Annotated in this window: 13 protein-coding genes, 1 tRNA gene and 2 pseudogenes; 7 read left to right on the forward strand and 9 right to left on the reverse strand. The window is 55.6% G+C overall.

The window, feature by feature from the left end:
* Positions 1-71 precede the first annotated feature (71 nt).
* Positions 72-953, forward strand: a complete 882-nt coding sequence (locus D0851_RS19030; RefSeq protein ID WP_117620029.1) for an amidohydrolase family protein — start codon at positions 72-74, stop codon at positions 951-953.
* A 5-nt stretch (positions 954-958) separates the two neighbouring features.
* Here D0851_RS19030 and D0851_RS19035 read toward each other — a convergent pair.
* Both D0851_RS19035 and D0851_RS19040 read right to left on the reverse strand, forming a co-directional pair.
* A pseudogene (locus D0851_RS19035) lies at positions 959-1126 on the reverse strand (nucleotidyl transferase AbiEii/AbiGii toxin family protein); the annotation flags it as partial.
* Positions 1119-1916, reverse strand: coding sequence for a type IV toxin-antitoxin system AbiEi family antitoxin (locus D0851_RS19040; protein ID WP_117620030.1), 798 nt, complete (start codon positions 1914-1916; stop codon positions 1119-1121). The pseudogene D0851_RS19035 and the gene D0851_RS19040, both read right to left, overlap by 8 nt.
* A 355-nt stretch (positions 1917-2271) precedes the next feature.
* Between D0851_RS19040 and D0851_RS19045 the strand changes: the two are divergent.
* A pseudogene (locus D0851_RS19045) lies at positions 2272-3488 on the forward strand (transposase).
* A 520-nt stretch (positions 3489-4008) separates the two neighbouring features.
* Here the strand turns inward: D0851_RS19045 and D0851_RS19050 are convergent.
* A tRNA-Pro gene (locus D0851_RS19050) sits at positions 4009-4085 on the reverse strand.
* Between the two features lie 117 nt (positions 4086-4202).
* Positions 4203-5846 carry an FMN-binding glutamate synthase family protein gene (locus tag D0851_RS19055; protein WP_117620031.1) on the reverse strand — a complete coding sequence of 548 codons (1644 nt, stop codon included), beginning with the start codon at positions 5844-5846 and terminating at the stop codon, positions 4203-4205.
* A gap of 253 nt (positions 5847-6099) precedes the next feature.
* Between D0851_RS19055 and D0851_RS19060 the strand changes: the two genes are divergently transcribed.
* A complete protein-coding gene (locus tag D0851_RS19060) occupies positions 6100-7692 on the forward strand; it encodes a BCCT family transporter (protein ID WP_117620032.1) in 1593 nt (530 codons plus the stop codon).
* 64 nt (positions 7693-7756) lie between these two features.
* Here D0851_RS19060 and D0851_RS19065 read toward each other — a convergent pair whose 3' ends face one another.
* The 4 genes from D0851_RS19065 to D0851_RS19080 all read right to left on the reverse strand — a co-directional run bounded on the left by D0851_RS19065 (position 7757) and on the right by D0851_RS19080 (position 11553).
* Complete coding sequence (locus D0851_RS19065) at positions 7757-8704, reverse strand: alpha-L-glutamate ligase-like protein (protein ID WP_117620033.1); 948 nt, start codon at positions 8702-8704, stop codon at positions 7757-7759.
* A gap of 1 nt (position 8705) precedes the next feature.
* Complete coding sequence (locus tag D0851_RS19070; RefSeq protein WP_117620034.1) at positions 8706-10223, reverse strand: inactive transglutaminase family protein; 1518 nt, start codon at positions 10221-10223, stop codon at positions 8706-8708.
* Complete coding sequence (locus D0851_RS19075; protein WP_117620035.1) at positions 10220-11017, reverse strand: ATP-dependent zinc protease; 798 nt, start codon at positions 11015-11017, stop codon at positions 10220-10222. The genes D0851_RS19070 and D0851_RS19075 overlap by 4 nt, the downstream gene beginning before the upstream one ends.
* A gap of 146 nt (positions 11018-11163) precedes the next feature.
* A complete protein-coding gene (locus D0851_RS19080; RefSeq protein ID WP_117620036.1) occupies positions 11164-11553 on the reverse strand; it encodes a hypothetical protein in 390 nt (129 codons plus the stop codon).
* A gap of 314 nt (positions 11554-11867) precedes the next feature.
* On the opposite strand from D0851_RS19080, the gene rmuC reads away from it, so the two are divergent.
* Positions 11868-13481, forward strand: a complete 1614-nt coding sequence (gene rmuC / locus D0851_RS19085) for a DNA recombination protein RmuC (protein ID WP_376788099.1) — start codon at positions 11868-11870, stop codon at positions 13479-13481.
* 5 nt (positions 13482-13486) lie between these two features.
* Positions 13487-14341: a hypothetical protein gene (locus D0851_RS19090; protein WP_117620037.1), complete on the forward strand. Its 855-nt coding sequence runs from the start codon at positions 13487-13489 to the stop codon at positions 14339-14341.
* Position 14342: 1 nt separating this feature from the next.
* Here D0851_RS19090 and D0851_RS19095 read toward each other — a convergent pair whose 3' ends face one another.
* Positions 14343-15362: an AraC family transcriptional regulator gene (locus tag D0851_RS19095; RefSeq protein ID WP_117620038.1), complete on the reverse strand. Its 1020-nt coding sequence runs from the start codon at positions 15360-15362 to the stop codon at positions 14343-14345.
* A 197-nt stretch (positions 15363-15559) separates the two neighbouring features.
* On the opposite strand from D0851_RS19095, the gene D0851_RS19100 reads away from it, so the two are divergent.
* Positions 15560-16681 carry a CaiB/BaiF CoA transferase family protein gene (locus D0851_RS19100; protein WP_117620039.1) on the forward strand — a complete coding sequence of 374 codons (1122 nt, stop codon included), beginning with the start codon at positions 15560-15562 and terminating at the stop codon, positions 16679-16681.
* Positions 16682-16797: 116 nt separating this feature from the next.
* Complete coding sequence (locus tag D0851_RS19105) at positions 16798-19467, forward strand: penicillin acylase family protein (protein ID WP_117620040.1); 2670 nt, start codon at positions 16798-16800, stop codon at positions 19465-19467.
* Positions 19468-19478: the final 11 nt, after the last annotated feature.

The following is a 19478-nucleotide window of genomic DNA, read 5'->3' on the forward strand; positions in this document are numbered from 1 at the left end:
CACCAAGGCTGATAGCGTGGGGTAACCATCTGATTTACATCGACACTTTGCCACATAAGGATTAGAAGCCCATGTTTGCCAAACCTGATATACCCGGCCCGAACCCATGGGTTGAATCGCCACAGGAAAAGTTACCGGAGGGGGCCTGCGACACTCACGCCCATCTTTTTGGGCCGCAGGAGGCGTATCCTTACCAGACTAAAAGAGGTTATACGCCGCCAGACGCAACCGAAACATCATATCGGAACTTGCTACAAACTCTCGGTTTTCAGCGAGCAGTTCTGGTCCAGCCAAGTGTATATGGCACCGATAATCGCCTCATGCTTGACACGCTCTCAGCAAGCACTGATTCAGATCCCATAGACTGGAGGGGCGTTGCGGTTGTAGACCGCCATATTAGCGATGAAGAGCTGAGCCGAATGGATACGCTCGGCGTAAGGGGCATCCGCATCAACCTGGTCTTTCCAGGTGGCGTAACGTTTGAGGACATAGTGTCACTGGCAGCCCGAATCAAGGTCTTTGGCTGGCATATTCAGTTTTTGGTTGATGTATCAAAGTTCGAAAATTTAGCTGAACGCTTGGATAAGCTGCCTGTGCCAAGCGTGGTAGATCATATGGGGCACCTGTCAACACGTCTCGGCATCGCCAACCCTGGCTTCCGCGAACTATTGGATTTAATGGCCGAGGGTCGTACATGGGTCAAGCTCACAGGGCCAAATCGCCTGAGCACACTTCCGGAAGCCCCCTTCACAGATGTGGATCCGTTCTTTCAGGCACTTCGTGAGGCGCGTCAGGACCGGTGCCTTTTTGGAACAGACTGGCCTCATGTTCAGCTACCTACCCCGATGCCGTTTGATCATAGTCTTGTGAATGAATTTATAAGACTGGTTCCTGATGTTCAGGGCCGGCAAGCTATTCTCGTAGATAATCCAGCAAATCTATACGGGTTTTGATCCATCATGGGAAGAAAAACAAGATCGATATCTACCGACAATCGAGGGAAGTCGCGAATAAAAAGATTGATGGCGGTGCCGCCTTTGAGGGCAAAACACTTATGTTCAGCCACGTAGGGTATGATTTGAAGTAAAAGCCGAACCTGGCTGTAATAATGCTCTCGTTTATCCATGCTCTCGGGACTCCTCGTGCATTTCTTCTGGAACGGTGATTGCCCAGCGGGCATTGAGCTTACCGTTCTTGGCTATAACCCGCTTACCGGCTCCCAGATCGTATGCGTTTGGGTTCAGGTGTTTGAACCAAGCATGATCTTGACGTTCAGCTAGCCACAGAAATAGCCGTTTGACCTTGATGCTGCGACAAGCTTTTAAGAGAGTGTCGATCTTTCTCGGTGAAAGGCTGGATAATCCTTGCATGAGAGCGTTTGCGTGCTCGAAACTGACCATCGAAGGCACCTCTGCGAGTACCTCCAAAATGGCTTTCTCAGGACACGAATATAAAACAGGAGGTCGTGCTTCTAGCCAATCATGCTCATGCAGAAACCGGGGGTTCGTCATAATTGATTCTGGCCATAGCCTGAGGGTGCTGTGACCCTCAAAAGTGGCGTCAACTGGAATTCTTCTGATCCAAGCTGGCAAGGGGGACTCTGAGAAGAGCGGAATCCGGACTTCTTCACTGGTTGTCAAAAAATGCGCTAAACCGGCGATGTCTAATGCCTTAAGACCGCCTACATGGACGGGCTTTTCTGACATCCGTTGAAGAGATGCAACAACGCCATGCCAGCTAATGGATTTTTCATAGAGAGTGTAGACGCCGGCGGTAAGCGGGATCAGAGTTCGACTGCGGACAGCATTGTCTAAAAAATGCAAACTTAAGCCCTGGTCCAGCAACCAGCGCTTGGTTGCAATCATGAAGGGAGGTACAAGCTCCTTAAGCTGCTTACGAGCATCTCTGTTAAGCATGGTTTATGAATCCATAAAAGCACGGCAATAATTGGCGTGTTAATAATCAATCAAAAACCATCCTAGTTGAAATTGTTTACAGTATCTATAAATCGCGTCATTAATTGCCGTACAAATACAAAAAGTTAAACTTTATCATTGCTTTGTGAGGTTGTGGTTTACTGCGTGCGCTGTCGAGTTCCCGAAGTGCCCTTGAGATTTCGTCCCAGCAGCCTGTCGGACTTTCCAGACCAGTATGAGATAATGTCGGCATCAAATAAATCACGGATCAGCCATGAGTAACTTTCGTTCTTTCGACCGTCACACGGCCTATCTGCTCCCGCCATCCGTTGACGATTGGTTACCCTAGGACCATTTGGCGCGTTTCATTGTCGAGGTTGTCGACGGTCTTGATCTGCGTTCAATGGTGAACGCCTATGGTGGGCGCGGCGGCGCGGCCTATCATCCATCGCTGCTGTTGTCGTTGCTCATCTACGGCTATGCCACGGGCGTGTTTTCCAGCCGCAGAATAGAGCGGGCGACCTACGACTCGGTGGCCTTCCGGTTTATCGCAGCTGGCGCGCATCCAGACCACGACACCCTGGCGACATTTCGTCGACGTTTTCTCGGCGAACTGGCCGAGTTGTTTGTTTAGGTTCTCGACGTCGCGCAGGAGATGAAGCTGCTCAAGCTGGGCACCATCAGCCTGGATGGCACCAAAATCCAGGCCAACGCGTCGCGCCACCGCGCCCTGTCCCATGGTCACATCGAGAAGATGGAATCCGCCTGCCGGAAGAAATACAGCGCCGGGAAGATCGGCTCAAGGCGATGGCGGACGCCAAAACGAAGATCGAAGCCCGGGCCAGAGCACGTTTCGAGCGCGAGCAAGCCGAGTACAAGGCCAAACTTGCCGCGCGGGAAGCAAAACAGAAGAAGAACGGCAGAAAACCAGGCGGTCGTCCACCCAAGCCGCCCACGGCGGGTCCCAAGGCAAAAGACCAGCTCAATCTCACCGATGAAGAATCGCGCATCATGCCAGTGGCCGGTGGCGGCTTCGAGCAGGGCTACAATGCCCAGGCCGCTGTCGATGCTGACAGCCTGCTGGTGATGGCACCAGCGGTGACCCAGGCCTGTAATGACAAGGAACAAGTCGAGCCGATGCTGGCGCAGTTGGCGGCATTGCCGGAATCGTTGGGTAAAGCTGACACACTGCTCGCGGATACCGGTTATTTCAGCGCCAAAAATGTCGCCGCCTGCGAAAAGGCCGGCATCGATCCGTACATCGCCGTCAAACGGGAAAACCACCACCCGCCGGCGTTGGAACGATTCGCCGAACCAATGCCCATAGCCGAGGGCAGCACGCCGGTCGAGCGCATGGCGCACAAGCTACAAACCCGGGCGGGACGCACGGCCTATGCCTTGCGTAAGCAAACCGTCGAGCCGGTATTCGGCATCATCAAATCGGTGCTCGGATTTCGGCAGTTCTCATTACGCGGACTGGACAAGGTGAGCGGCGAATGGGCGCTGGTTTGTCTGGCCTGGAATCTGAAACGCATGGCCGTACTGCGCCCGACATCCGCCCAATGGGCCTGAAATGCGGGCGATTCTGCTCGTTTTGGGATTATTGGGCGCTGTAGGTCACAAATATGCACCATAATAGTGCCAAATCTGTCTGGGCAAGCGGGGGGGGCAAAAATATGCCAATGCTAAGTCCGACAGGCTGCTGGTGTGCCGACTCGATCCGGGGCAGACGCCCGAGGTACCCCGACCCGATTCAATGGGGAGGAGGGCACTGTGTATGGACAGTAAAAATTGTCATCAAATCAGGACTCCAAGCCAAATTCGGTATGGGGTGGACTAAGGAGTGCCGACGAGTATCCTGCTCGGCAGCGGGGCCGTGACGCCGCTTATTGATATCCGCTATTTTTACAGGATACAAATACTAAGACGTTGTTGATTGAAGGTATGGTACGACCCTTTTGATTACTTCTGAAATTGTAAGTCAAATATTGATGATGTGAGGGGGGGGGGGAGACAAAAATTGGAAATTGGGACAATCTTGGGACACAAAAAAATCAGCTTCTTGTAAGAAGCTGATTTTTATATTACCAATTGGTCGGGACGGTAGGATTTGAACCTACGACCCCCTGCACCCCATGCAGGTGCGCTACCAAGCTGCGCTACGCCCCGATTCGCTGTTGGCCAGAGAAGAAAACTTAAGAGTATTCTCAGTGGCTTAGCGGGAGCGAAGTCTACACGAGCCCATGGGAAAAATAAACAGCCTTGGGCGATTTTGATGTTCGATTTTTAGCGCAGCTTGGTCTCCCGGAGTTTCAGGATGAATTCGGGCGGTTCAAAGGTATCGGGGCGGGCGAATTCCCAGTACTTGTCGAACACGGTCAGGCCGGTTTTGCCTTCCAGCAGAGCTCCGGGTTCCAGGAAATGGAAGAGATCCATATAGGAATTAACCTCGGTTTTCGAAATTCGCCGCACAACATGCTCCGGACCGAGTTCCGATGGGTGTCTGAGGCCGGAAGCTTCCAGCAGGTTCTGCAGGGCGTCCAGGGTATTCTTATGGTAATTGTAGACCCGCTGGCTCTTATGCTCCACATCAAGCTTGTTGCCACGCCTGGGGTCCTGGGTGGCAACGCCGCTGGGGCAGCGCCCGGTGTGGCAATTGAGTGCCTGGATACAGCCCAGGGAAAACATGTAGCCCCGTGCCGCGTTGCACCAGTCGGCGCCGAGGGCGAGGGTGCGGGCAATATTGAACGCGGAGGTGATTTTGCCCGCCGCACCAACGGCAATGTCGTCCCGAAGGTTTGTGCCCACAAGGGTGTTGTGGACTAGCAGCAGAGCCTCCGTCATTGGCGTTCCCAGCCGGTTGATGAACTCCAGAGGCGCCGCGCCTGTTCCACCTTCGCCGCCATCGACCACGATAAAATCGGGTTTTCTGTCGGTCTCCAGCATGGCTTTGACGATGGCAAACCATTCCCAGGTATGGCCGATGGCCAGCTTGAATCCAACGGGTTTTCCGCCCGACAACTCCCGCAACCGGTCAATGAATTCCAGCAACCCCACGGGCGTTGAGAAGGCGGAGTGGCTGGCCGGGGATATGCAGTCCTCGCCGACCGCCACGCCCCGGGCTTCCGCAATTTCGGGAGTTACCTTGGCGCCCGGCAGAATGCCTCCGTGGCCGGGCTTTGCGCCCTGGGATAGTTTGACCTCTATCATTTTCACCTGTTCCAGGGTGGCACTTTCCCGAAACATGTCCTCATTGAATGAGCCGTCTTTATGGCGACATCCGAAATAGCCGGAGCCGATTTCCCAGACCAGGTCGCCGCCGGGTTGCCGATGGTACCGGGAGATCGAACCTTCGCCGGTGTCGTGATAGAAGCGGCCCATCCGGGCGCCGGTATTCAGGCTCAGGATGGCGTTGGCCGACAATGACCCGAAACTCATGGCCGAGATGTTGAAGACGCTGGCGCTGTACGGCTTCTCGCAGTTCTTTCCGATCAGAATCCGGAAGTCGCTGTCGGTCAGGCGGGTTGGGGCGAGGGAATGGTTCATCCATTCAAAGCCTTCGTTGTACATGTCCAGCTGGGAGCCGTAAGGGCGTTTATCGAGAACGTTTTTGGCCCGTTGGTAGACCACGGAGCGCTGTTCCCGGGAGAAAGGTCGTTCTTCGGTATCCGACTGAATAAAATATTGCCGGATTTCCGGGCCGGCGGCCTCAAGCAGATACCGGAAATTGGCCATGATCGGGTAGTTCCGGCTAACCGTATGTTTCCGCTGTAACAGATCGTAGGTCCCAAGAGCGGCGAAGGCGCCAAAAATCACCGGGAGCAGATAACCCGTACCGAGCATCAACTCCATAAGCAGGGAGCCGATAAAGCCGGCAATGCTCAGGACATAGACGGTATATCGAAGCGGAAAGGTTTTGGTCTTTTCCATGTATTTCCTCAGTAAGTCCGGGAAGTTCTGGGCCTGCGTATCGGAACATGAGTATACCGATACGCGCACTGATCGCTAACCGATCAGTTTAAGGCATGGCTGGCCCGCTCAGGATGATGGTCTATGCTTATGGCTGGTGTGGAAAACCGCTGGACTTTTGATGTTTTGAACTCAAAACATTATCATGACGCGCTTGTAACGTTTGAATTCCGATTCTGAATAAAAGACTTATCAACTCAGGAGGCGCCAAAACGTGGGCGACGTAGTTAAAGACGAATATCAGACGGATTACGTGGCTGGCCAGGATAATATCACTCCATTCGGGCTGGATCTTCATGCGCCGGTATTTCCGATCACGGCGATACTGGTGGTGTTGTTTGTAGTAGGAACCCTGATGTTCCCCGGCCAGGCCAAAGAACTGCTGGACGGTGCAAAATGGGACATTATTGCGACCTTTGACTGGTTTTTCCTGATCAGCGCCAACATTTTTGTGGTGGTGTGTCTGGCTTTGATTGTGATGCCCGTAGGCAAGATCCGCCTGGGTGGCATGGATGCAAAGCCGGAGTTCTCCACACTGTCCTGGTTTTCCATGCTGTTTGCCGCGGGTATGGGTATCGGTCTGATGTTCTGGGCAGTGGCCGAGCCTGTGGCCTACTACACGGGCTGGTATGAGACCCCGTTCAACGTTGAAGCCAACTCCCCGGAAGCCGCGAATCTGGCCATGGGGGCTACCATGTACCACTGGGGACTTCACCCTTGGGCCATTTACGCGATTGTAGCGCTTTCCCTGGCGTTCTTTTCGTTCAACAAGAACATGCCTCTGACCATTCGTTCAGCTTTCTTCCCTCTTCTTAAGGACAGGGTCTGGGGCTGGCCGGGACACATCATTGATATCCTGGCCGTTGTTGCGACTATCTTTGGTCTGGCCACATCCCTTGGTTTCGGTGCCCAGCAAGCCTCTGCGGGGTTCGACTATCTGTTCGATACCGGAAGCGGCACCAACGTTCAGATGGCAATCATCGTGGGTGTCACGGCTCTTGCTCTGATTTCCGTGCTTCGTGGTCTTGACGGCGGTGTGAAGGTGCTGAGTAACATCAACATGGGCCTTGCCGGCATTCTGCTGTTCTTTATCATCTTCGCCGGCCCGACAATGACAATACTGGAAACCCTCTGGGTAACCTCCTCAAGCTACGTTGGCAATGTGCTTCCGCTGAGCAACCCGTTCGGCCGTGAAGACGAAGCCTGGTTCCAGGGCTGGACTGTCTTCTATTGGGCATGGTGGATTTCCTGGTCGCCGTTCGTAGGCATGTTCATCGCGCGTGTGTCCAAAGGGCGTACAGTTCGCGAGTTCATAACAGCTGTTCTGATCGTACCGACTGTGATTACCGTCGTCTGGATGAGCGCCTTCGGTGGTTCTGCCCTGGAGCAGATCCAGCAAGGAATTGGTGCCCTGGCTGAGAATGGCCTGACCGATGTATCACTGGCCATGTTCCAGATGTTCGCCAATCTGCCGCTGACCGGAACTATCTCGTTCGTGGGTATCGTTCTGGTACTGGTGTTCTTCGTGACATCGTCTGACTCCGGTTCGCTGGTCATCGACAGCATCACCGCCGGTGGCAAGACTGACGCTCCTACTGCCCAGCGTGTCTTCTGGGTTGTGGCGGAAGGCGCCATTGCTGCCGCTCTGATTTTTGGTGGCGGTGAAGATGCGCTTGGCGCCATTCAGGCAACCGCGATCAGCGCGGGCCTGCCATTCACCGCGATCCTGCTGATCATGACCTGGGGTCTGCTGAAGGGTCTGAGCCATGAGCGTAAGCTTCTGATTGCCCGAGGCGAAATGACGTGAATGTCGGCTGAAATGAAAAAACCGGGGTTTCGGCCCCGGTTTTTTTTGCGCCTGGATGAAGGGTTCAGAGACTGGCAAAGCTCTCCATGGCGTGGCTGGCCCGCTCTCTGGGAGTAAAATGTGGCCGTTTGAGGCCCTCAATCGCCCGCAGACGAGGCAACAGGCCCCGACCGTTCGCCATCTGAATCGCCAACCCCGGCCGGGCGTTGAGTTCGAGCAACAACGGGCCCTTGTTGGCATCGACAACCAGATCAACACCCATGTAGCCCAGCCCTGTTGCTTCATAGCAACGAGAGGCCATTTCGAGCATCTCGTCCCAGGCCTCAATGTTGATATTTTCCAGCGCCAGGCCCGTGTCCGGGTGGAGGGTAATCGGGCGGTTGAACTGAACGGCATTCAGGCTTCTTCCGGACCCAATATCAAGGCCAACGCCCACAGCGCCCTGGTGCAGGTTGGCCTTGCCGTCTGATGCGGTAGTGGCCAGTCTGAGCATGGCCATCACCGGATAGCCCTGGAAAACGATAATCCGGATATCCGGCACACCCTGGTGAGAATATTTGGCGAGAGAAGGCGCTGATTCCACCAGGCTTTCGACAATGGCAACATCCGGTGTGCCAGCCAGTGAATAGAGGCCGGCGAGGATATTGGTCAGGTGGCGTTCCAGAAAGGGAGAGTCTACCCGGGAGCCCGACGCCTTGATGTATTCCTCGCCGTCGCGACCGGTAATAACGGTGATGCCCTTGCCACCGGACCCCTTGGCCGGTTTGATGGCGAATCCCGCAAGCCCCTGGGCCATTTCCCGGAACCGGGAGATCTCATGTTGCTGGCGAACAACCTGAAGAAGTTCCGGGGTTTTAACGCCGTATTCGGCAACCACCAGCTTGGTCTTCAGTTTGTTGTCCACCAAGGGGTAAGAGGAGCGCTCATTGTACCGAGCGATGTAATCCACATTGCGCCGGTTCATATTGAGCATGCCCATCCGTTTAAGCGCTCGCGGCGATATCCAGTCCATGTCAGTCGTAGACCTTCATTGGCGTGAAGCGCTTCAGCTCGCTCAGCTTGTAGCCGGTGTACTGTCCCATCAGCAGGATCAGTCCGAGGATAACCAGGTGCAATTCCGGAAAGTTGAAGGTGAGGTGACCGGCAAGAGGAGTGCTCATAAGCAGGTAGGCGCAGATGGCCACGAACAGGCTGCCGGCACCCTGAATCATGACCTCATGGGCACCTTCCTCTTCCCAGAGGATAGACATGCGCTCAATGGTCCAGGCAATAATCACCATCGGGAAAAAAGTGACCGTCATCCCGGTGTTGAAGCCCATCTGATAGCCGATGATGCTCAACCCGGCGGTTATGAAAATCACCAGGATGATCAGTGCGGATATCCGGGAGACCAGTAGCAGGTTCAGGCTGGACAGGTAGCCCCGCATTAACAGGCCAATGGCGACCACCGATAAAAACGCAATCAGACCCGGGATAAGGGTTGTCTGTACGAAAGCCACGGCAATCAGCACCGGCATAAAGGTGCCAGATGTGCGAATGCCGATCACGATCCGCATGAAGGCCACCGTGAGCGCTCCCAGTGGTAACAGCAGAAGCATCCTGAACATGCTCTGTTCTTCAATGGGCAGTTCGTAAAAGCTCAGGAATCCGAGGCCATTGGATGCCGACTGCATGGTGGCAAGTTGCAGGGCCGGAACGGTTTGCCGGAGCATGGAGAAGCTCACTTCAGAGTTTTCTCCGCCGACAACATCAAGCAAAGAGGCCGAACCCTGTCGCCAGAGCAGCAGGTCCTCGGGAACACCCTGTTCGGCGGTTTTTGGGTTGAAAGTGAGCCACTGCTTACCATTATAAATCTGCAGGTAGGGCATCAGCTGTTGCCGGCGGCGGGCATCTTCAAGCCGTAATCCGTCGGCAATTCTGGCCGCGATGCCGGCGTGGTTGAGCATGTCGACCAGCAGGTCCAGATAGTTTTCTTCCGCGATCAGCAGTGTCGTATTCTGTGTGCGGGTGTCCGGTTGCATCAGTCGGATGAGCTCCCGGGTCATGCTTTCCGGAGTGCTGGAGCGGGCCTTCGCCTGTTCGAGAATCTCCTGCACTGCTGTTGCCTGAGGCTCCTCCCAGAATACATTCCGGGTCTTGGGCTCCCGGCCGGGAATCGCCGGCTGAGCTGTGGGGTCCGGAACAAACTGTGCTTTGAAATACAGGGTCTGGGGCCCGGCGACGTTGCGTTTGCTCCACTCCGCACGGCGGCTGCCGGAGCTGTTGATGATCGAGAAGCCGTAGCCAGGCGACGCTGCCTGTTCGGTCAGAATCCGGAAACCCGGAGGCTGCTCCGGAACATTGAGGCTCGCAAGCACGGAGGCATCACCGGCGTCGAAATCGATTCTGGCCTCAACCATCCAGACCGGCCGCTGCTCGCCGGTGAGCCATGGGATGCCAAGTTCCATGTGCCTCCAGACGGCAAGCGAAATACCCGCGGCGATCAGGAGAAAGACGGCGATGTAAAATGGCAGGCGCGAGCGGGTGGTCACGATCCGTCCCCGTTGCCGTTGCGGAGTGATTCAGGCAATTCGGTCGCATACTCCTTGCCGACGTCGATCAGCATGACGTCGCGCAGGATGTTTCGGCCAATCAGTACTTCGTAGGTCAGATTCGTCCGGTCCGCGAGGGTGAATTCGGCCACCTGCTGGTGGTCGCCAATAGAGAACTGCAGCTCAACCACAACTCTTCGTTCCGCTTCTTCCGCGCTGGCCTGTATGACACGGACCCGGCGGGAGATCTCTTTCTCGAGGGTGATGAATTCCTCGGTACCCGGAACCGGAACATCAAAGCGCACCCAGTTGCTGCCATCACGTTCAAAGCGCGTGATGTTCCTGGCGTCAATGGACGAGGTTTCCGCGCCACTGTCGATCCGGGCCTTATAGATCAGCCCTGGCCCGGCGAGATAGAAGTTCTCTACTTCGCCCACGATGACTTTTCCCTTGAGGCGGTCTGCGCGGCCCTTCGAAGTGTCTTTAGCCGGGCACGCCGTCTGCGCGGGTATGGGAGGGCATTCGGGCTTTTCCACCCGGGTGGCGATGGCGTTCAGTATGGTGTCGGTAGCCGCGCGGTTCTGTTCAATCACCTGCTGGTGCCGAACGGAGGCGTTGTTCTCCATGGTAACCAGGGTGGCGCGCTGGCTTTTTACGGATGCCCCGAGCTCATTCAGATCGGTCTTGGGAACCATAAAATAACGGTCTGCCGAGCATCCCGTGAGCAGGAGGAGCCCTGCAAGAGCAGTAACGGGAAGTTTTGGCAGACCAGCCCGGAAACGTTTGAAAGCCATGAAAAACCCCTGAGCCGGCAGCCTGTCACGCCCGGAATCTGGCAGCTGTGACGGTCTGTGCATGTAAATCCAAGTAAATACGGAGGGGGAGTATACAACATCCGAACTGTGTGGTTGATTTACAGATGGTTAAGGGCGCGCGGTGTTCACCGCGACAGCAGATGTCCTTCACCCAGCACCGTCTCCGACCGGAGATATTCCTGAATGATTGGCGAACAATTCAGGTAGAAAAGCAGCAGCTCCCGTTGCACGTCCTGGTCCTGAATCCGCGCGGCAAAGCTGATCAGTTCCCGGATTCCCTCATCGCTGTCATCTCGGTTTGAGGGCATTCCGAAACTCTTGCCATAGCGGGATTTTAGCACATTGGTCAGGCGTTCGAGGTGAAACTCGCCGGTGTGAGTGATGTGGGGCAGGATTCCGGGCTCATCCCCGCCGCCAGAAGGACCGTTGCCAAAAAAACTCCCGCGGCTCTCTTGCGTGGAGCAGTCCGTCTGCAGAAAATCCGCCCCCAGTTTTCGCCACAGTTCTTTCAGCATGATCGATTATCCGTTTCTGATCGGGTTCCTGTCCGGTGTGCGATTAATAAAAGGAAATAACCGCACAGGCAAAGAACATTTTAACCTTTTAGACGATATTACGACGGGCGTCCAGAGATAGATTCCATAGCTTTGCAATATTGCTAAACAGTCGTGGTCCTCTTTTTGGGCTGCCATTCCGGGTGGCGGCGTCCCGGGCAAAAGGTTCGCGTCCTGAGGTAGACTGTCTTGCAGTTTCGACAACAGTGATCGTTCGATCGATCAGTGATTTTCAAGGGGAGTGCTGTGTAGTGCATGAAGCCATCACGGAATTGATGTTGTCCCGGACTGATCTGATGGCCGGGTTGATGGTTGTGTTTTTCATTTCAGCAATTGTGCTGGCAGGCCTGCTGGCTAAATCCGCAGCGGAAAAGCGGAGAGTTACTCGGGATGCCAATGAACTGGAAGCGGCCAAGGCTGTTCTCGAAAAGCAATTGAATGATACCGAACACGATCAGGCCATGGGCGCTCAGCGCGCCGAACAGCTTGAATATGCTGTGGCTGAACAGCGAGAAAAGAATGCACGCATGGAGCGCGATATCGAGCGTTGGCGGCAGCGGGCCGCGGGCCTGGAGAACCGGGTGGCGGCGCTGGAATCGGACCTGGAAGGGCGAAAGCAGAGAATCGGACAGCTGGAAGGCGAGCGCCAGAGTCTGCAGGCAAAAGCGGAGGACCTCAGCCGGGAACTGGGCGAGGCCCGTGTTGCCCTTCGGGAGCAGGAGGTAACGCTCGACAAAGAACGCCGGTCAACCACCGAGAAACTCGAACTGCTGGAGCGTAACCGGGACGCTTTGAAGCAGGAGTTCGAAAACCTCGCCAACAAGATTTTTGAGCAAAAAAGCGAACGGTTCAGCCAGCAGACCCGCACCAGTCTGGATACCCTTCTGAATCCGTTCCGTGACCAGCTGCAGGATTTCCGGAAGCGGGTTGAAGACGTTTACACCACGGAAACCCGGGATCGCCAGGCCCTGCGTAGTGAGATCAAATCACTTCAGGATCTGAATCGCCAGATTACCGAGGAAGCCTCCAATCTCACCCGGGCACTGAAGGGGGACAAGAAAATTCAGGGCAACTGGGGCGAGTTGATCCTGGAGCGGGTACTGGAAAAGTCCGGTTTGAGAAAAGGTGTTGAATACGATACCCAGGGCAGCTACCGGGATGGAGACAACCAGCTGTACCGGCCGGATGTCATCGTTCACCTGCCGGACCGCCGGAACCTGATTGTTGATTCCAAGGTCTCACTGCTGGCCTACCAGAGGTGGGTGACCGAGGAAGAGGATTCCGGGGCAGGAGACGAAGCCCTCAAACAACACATTGACGCGGTAAGGAACCATATCCAGACCCTCAGCGAAAAAGATTACAGTCAGCTCCACGGCCTGCATTCGCCGGATTTCGTGCTGCTGTTCATGCCTATTGAACCGGCGTTTGTGGCAGCATTCCAGCAGGACGAGAACCTTTTCGCAGAAGCCTTTGAGCGAAAGATTATTGTGGTGACACCTACCACATTACTGGCAACACTGAGAACCATTGAAAACATCTGGCGGTACGAGCGCCAGAGCCAGAATGCCAGGCGCATTGCCGAGCGGGCCGGCGCGGTGTATGACAAACTACGGGTGTTTGTGGAGGCAATGGAGCGGCTGGGCAGCCAACTGCATACCGCCCAGGGAACCTATGATTCGGCCATGAATAACCTGACCCGGGGCCGTGGTAATCTGATTTCCCAGGCGAACCGCTTTGTTGAGCTTGGCGTTCGGGTTAAAAAGGAATTGCCGAAAGCGATCATGGACCAGGCCGAAGTGGACGACGGAGAGGAATCCGAAATCGCTGATGACAATGATCTGCCTGATACTGAAGAGCAGACGATTGGTGCAGACAACCAGCAGGAGTAAATGCCATGGCAGTATTGTTTGGAACAGGTCGCCAGTTGGCGCGTGGAGCCGTCCTTGCATCTGTGCTTCTGGCCGGACAGGCGCTGGCGCTGGCGCCAGAGCACGAAACCCGCAGGCTCATGCTGGCAACGGAAGAAGCCGTGGTGGCGGAGAAATGGGGTGAGGCCGCCGAGTACCTGAACCGGTTGCAGCAACTGGAAGGGGAAAAACCGGTCGATTATTACTTTTTCCGTGGCCGGGTGATGTTGCAGTCATCCCATCTCAACGAGGCCCAGTCGGCCCTGGAGACCTATGTGACCCGCGCCGGTGCCAAGGGTGCCCATTATCAGGAGTCCCTGAAGCTGATTACCGATATTGAAAAGGCGAGAAAGGAAAGTGCCCTTGCACCTCAGGGCGCCGGTGAGCCGGAGAGGGTTGCGGTAATCGAGCCGGCAGGGGACAGCCGGGTAGCATCCCTGCGAAAGCTCTACCTTGCGGATTCGGACCGGGAGGCGCTCACCCTGCACATCAACAGCCTGCTGGAGCTTTCCGGCTGGCGGCGTGATCAGACGGTGGTCAGGCTTGACCGGCCGGCTGAGGTGGAATATCGCCTGAGCAGCCAGGGTAGCGAAATCCAGATTCAGGAAATCAGGCGTGGTGACGACGGGCGGGTCAGGCGAAGCACCGAGCCGATGTCGGTTTTTGGCATAAATCCGAGAGTGGAATGGCGCTGTGAACCAGCGACCTCAACCTGCTGGGTATACGACCCCAGGGATGGTTCCCGGCTGTTCCAGCTTGCCTTGAACCGGGATCAGGCTCAGGAGATTGCAGACACTCTGGGGCACCTTATCCGTACCGTTCAGGCACCATCGGATTCCTGATTCAGCCCGACAGGTTACCGCGCTCACCCTCCCGGTAGGCGCCCGGCGTTACCCCGGTCCACTTCTTGAAGGCCCGGTGGAAGGTTGAGGGCTCGGTGAATCCGACCTTGGCGGCGATGTCGTTAATGGGCAGCTCCTGCCGGCTCAGGTAGTAAATTGCCATGTCCCGGCGCAACAGATCCTTGATCTCCTGGAACGAAGTATTCTCCTGCTTCAGGCGGCGCCGGAGCGTTTGCGGGCTGGTGTGCAGCTCTGCGGCGATCCATTCAAAATCCGGCAGCGGTTTTGAGAAATCCCGGCCAATAAGCGCCCGGATTCGTCCGGTAAACGTGTTGCTCTCATCCGGCCGGGACAACAGATCCGCCGGAGAGGTTTTCAGGAACTGCCGCATTTCCGGCTTGTCCCGGATTACCGGGGCAGACAGGAAGCGCTTGTCGAAAGTGAGGGCGGTTTTATCCGACTCGAATGCCAGTGGGCAATGAAAAATATGCCGGTACTCATCCCCATGCGCTGGCCGGGGATAATCAAACTCGGCCTTCTCCAGCTCAATCGGTTGTCCGATCAGCCAGCTGCCGAGCCGATGCCAGATCACCAGGATGCTCTCCCGCAGGAAAAAACAGGGATCGTGGATTTCGCCCTCAATCCGGGTAACCAACTGCGCCTTGTCCTCGCCGATTTCCAGTTCCATCGCTACCATGGGCTCAAACAGACGGGAAAACCGGAAGGCCTGGCGGTACACCGATTCCAGGTTCGGGCAGTCCATGACCAGCGCGCACATGGTTGCAAACGTTCCGGTCCGGGCCCGTCTCGGGCCAAGCCCCATGAACTCGTCGCCCATCCGGTTCCACAGCACCTGCATCAGATGGCTGAACTGGTCACTGCTTACCCTGGCCATCTCAATACGCAGCAGATCCGGAGAAATACCGGCCTCCCGGAGCATTTCTCGGGTATCAAAACCAAGCGTTTCGGCGCCCACCAGGGCGGCCTGAACAAAGTGCCTTGAAACCGTCAGATCGGACATCACGCTCGCCATTCCATGAAAACGAGACCCATCATAAAACCCCCATGGAACAATGCAACCGAAGCCGGACCAACCGGATGGAAGAAACCGCCAATTGGAATGACCGAAGCAGTAGTTGGCCTCACCGGCAAAACCGGGCAGCATGATGGGGATAACAACGAGTGGAGAAACCACTCTCACAACAAAAGGAGATCATCATGGCCGGTCCACTGACCTCACTCAAAGTCCTCGACTTCAGCACTTTATTGCCTGGCCCCTATGCCACCATGTTGCTGGCGGATATGGGCGCGGATGTGTTGCGTGTCGAGGCGCCGGACAGGGTGGACCTGATCCGGGTAATGCCTCCCCATGATGCCGGAGTGAGCACCGCTCACGGCTTTTTGAACCGTGGCAAGAAGTCACTGACGCTTAACCTGAAGGAAGAGGGCAGTGCAGACAAGGTGCTGGAGCTGGTAAAAGACTTTGACATCGTGATCGAGCAATTCCGGCCCGGGGTGATGGACCGCCTTGGCATTGGGTATGAAGCCCTCAAAGCCGTCAACCCGAGCCTCATCTACTGCTCCATTACCGGCTATGGCCAGACCGGCCCATACAAGGACCGTGCGGGCCATGACATCAATTATCTTTCCCTGGCCGGCGTCAGCAGCCACTGTGGCCGAGCGGACAGCGGTCCGCCCCCGATGGGAATACAGATTGCCGATGTTGCCGGCGGCTCTCACCATGCTGTGATGGGTATTCTGGCGGCGGTGATACACCGACAGCAAACCGGAGAGGGGCAGTTCGTTGATGTCAGCATGACCGATGCCGCCTTTGCCCTGAATGCCATGTCCGGCGCCGCCTGCCTGGCGGGTGGACAAGAGCAGAAACCGGAGAGCTCACTGCTCAATGGTGGCTCCTTCTACGATTATTACCAAACCAGTGACGGCCGCTGGCTATCGGTCGGCAGTCTGGAACCGCAGTTCTCCGCACGCCTGTGCGACACCCTGGGGATTGCCGACCTGAAAAGCGACGCCCTGAGCCAGAAACCCGAACATCGGCAACGGCTCAAAGCCGCCCTGAAAGAAAGGGTTGCCTCGAAAACCCTGGCCGAGTGGCAGGAGATTTTTGCGGGTCAGGATGCCTGCGTGGAGCCGGTTCTGACAATCTCCGAGGCCGCTGAGCATCCGCAGCTTAAGGCAAGGGAGATGGTGATTGGTGTGGACCGGGGTGACGGCACCCAACAGAGGCAGGTCGGGTTTCCCATCAAGTTCGAGAAAACGCCATCGGAAACGTCCCGGATTGGCAAAATGCCTGGGGCTGATAACGAACAATTCCTTTAGAAGGAAAACCGTGAGTATCGATTCAGTTTTTTCTGGTCGAAAATGAGGGCTCTGCTAGCTTTATAAGTGTCACCGATGACGGTGAATCCGTAGTGAACAAATACAAGGATGACACTATGAAGCTCAGGAAAAAACCGAGTGGCAGGCATGCCCTCAGTCTCATGGTTGCGCTGTTGGGCAGCACACTTATGGTGGGCTGTTTTGACAGCGACAGTTCGTCCGGAACGGCTCAGGCTGAAGTGGACACCAATCTTTTCCCGGCGGATGGCAAACTCGAAGCAACCATACGCCGGACTACTGGCGGGGTGCCGCACATCACCGCCGATAACCTGAAATCTGCCGCCTTTGGGCATGGTTATGCGCAAGCGCAGGACAACGCCTGTTTGCTGGCGGAGGCAATTGTCAAGGCTCGCAGTGAGCGGGCGAAGTATTTTGGGCCGGGGCCCGCTACACAGATCGGCGTGGGGCTGAATATCATTAACGACTTTAGCTACAAAGCGCAGCAGATCTATGCGGGAGCGGAGTCTGAACTCGGAGCATTGAGTGCGGAGAGTCGTGCTCTGATAGAAGGGTTCACAGAGGGGTACAATCGCTACTTGAGTGAAACCGACCCGGCAGATTTCCCTGTGGAATGTGCTGAGCAGGATTGGGTCAAACCCATCACTCCGGTTGACCTCCTGGCCCATTACAGGGTCGTGGGTCAATACGCCAGTGGGGCGTTATTTGCGACCGGTGCTGTGTTCCTGGCGGTCCCTCCTGGAGAAAGCCCGGCACCAAGTCCTGTCAGTTCGGTTACCAATGCAGAGGAAGTAGACAAGCTCCTCAAACACGTTGTGGCAACCGCCCATACCGGAGCAAACTCGAATACTAATTTCTCCGATATGGGATTGGCGAGCAACGCCTGGGGTATCGGAAAAACCATGACCGAGCAAGGTCGCGGTGCTCTGCTGGCCAACCCGCATTTCCCGTATACTGGCCATCGCCGTTTTTATGAGGTTCAGATGACTGTGCCAGGTTATCTGAACGTTCACGGTGCAGGGCTTTTGGGAACGGCCATCCCGCTCATCAATTTCAATGAGAATCTCGCTTGGTCTCACACGGTGACCACCAGTCGTCGTTTTACCTGGTACGAGTTGGTTCTCAAGGATGGAAACAATCTGAGCTATGTGAAGGACGGAGTTGAGAAGCCGATTACCACCGAGACTTATCAAATAGAAGTAAAAATGGATGGTATGGCTGAACCTCTGGTTCTGGAAAGAACGTTTTACTTCTCAGAATATGGGCCGATGATTGCCGCCAATGCCGTTAGTGGCCAGTTACCATCGTGGGGCGACAATGGGGCGTTGAACACCTCTTCGACAGTGGCGCACACTTATCGCGACGCAAATGCGAACACCGGGGGGCTACTGGATACCTGGCTTCAGATGAGTCTGGCCAGCAACCTTGAGGAGTTCCAGAGCGTGTTCCAGAATTGTGGTTCCACTCTCTGGACCAACACAACCTACGCTGATGATCAGGGTAATGCGTTCTATATAGACAGCAGTTCGGTACCGAACCTCTCTGAAAAAGCTATTGCGCTGGTCAATTTCAGAAGGGCGGGAAGTGCAGCATACGCTGGTCTCTTCGATCAAGGCGTAACGCTCCTTGATGGCAGACTGTCTCAGGAAGACTGGGTTGAAACAGCGTGTGGTCCGCTGGCCCCCTACGGCCAGAAGCCAAAGCTGGTACGCTCAGACTGGGTGCAAAATTCCAACAGCAGTTACTGGTCTACCAATCCGGATGAGTTCCTGACCGGCTTTTCGCCCCTTTTCGGAGATGAGAGAGCGCCGGTCAATCCCCGTACCCGCTTGGGCATTAAGATGCTTCAGAACCCGATGGCTCCGGGTTTTCCGAATGCGCCACTACCAGCGGGACAGGATGGAAAGTTCAATGCAGAGGAGCTGATCGGGGTAATCTGGAATAACCGGGCTTGGTATGCGGAACAATTCCTTGCTGAGCTTCTGGAGCGTTGTGACGCTATAGGAAGCACTGCGGTTAACGGTGTCGACCTGTCTTCCTGGTGTCAGTCCCTCGATAACTGGGACGGGCTTTACAACAAGGGCAGCGTTGGCGCCCATATTTTCCGGGTTTTCATGGCGAACTACTTGGACGATGTGGACACGGATCTGACAACGTCCTTCAGCCCCGCTGACCCCGTTGGAACTCCGGCGGACCCATCCGAGGAAAACGCGGGTACCACCAGCGACACCATGCTGCTTGCCTTGGCCGACGGCGTCAGTGCCCTGCAATCTCAGGGGATATCACCGACAGATGCGCTGGGTGACCTCCAATACTACCGCGCTTCTGGTGGCGTTGTGCCCGGCAGCGGCGAGACTCCTGTTTTCCAGACTCAGCCCATCCCTTGGCATGGTGGTGATGGCAACATTGATGGTGCTTTCAATGCGATAGGTGTTGTGACTGATTCCTTTGCGGAAGATACTCGGTTCCCGAGGATTGCTCCGACAACCATCCCGAACACGGCGGGCCTCTCAGATGGCTCTGACGGTATAGACGGCTGGCTAATGGCCAGGGGTACGAGTTGGCATTTCGGGCTGGAGTTTACGGACAATGGTCCGGAAGCCTATGGATTGGTGAGCTACTCGCAGTCTACTGATGCTATGTCTCCCTTCTTCAGTGATCAGAGTGAACAGTATTCCAATAAGGAGTATCGCCAGTTGTTTTTTGCGGAAGAGGACATTGAGGCGAATCTGCTACCACAAGGTGAAACGGTAATCTCTACTCAGTAAGAGAGGGGAAG

The sequence above is a fragment of the Marinobacter sp. Arc7-DN-1 genome (assembly GCF_003441595.1).
Taxonomy (GTDB): Bacteria; Pseudomonadota; Gammaproteobacteria; order Pseudomonadales; family Oleiphilaceae; genus Marinobacter; species Marinobacter metalliresistant.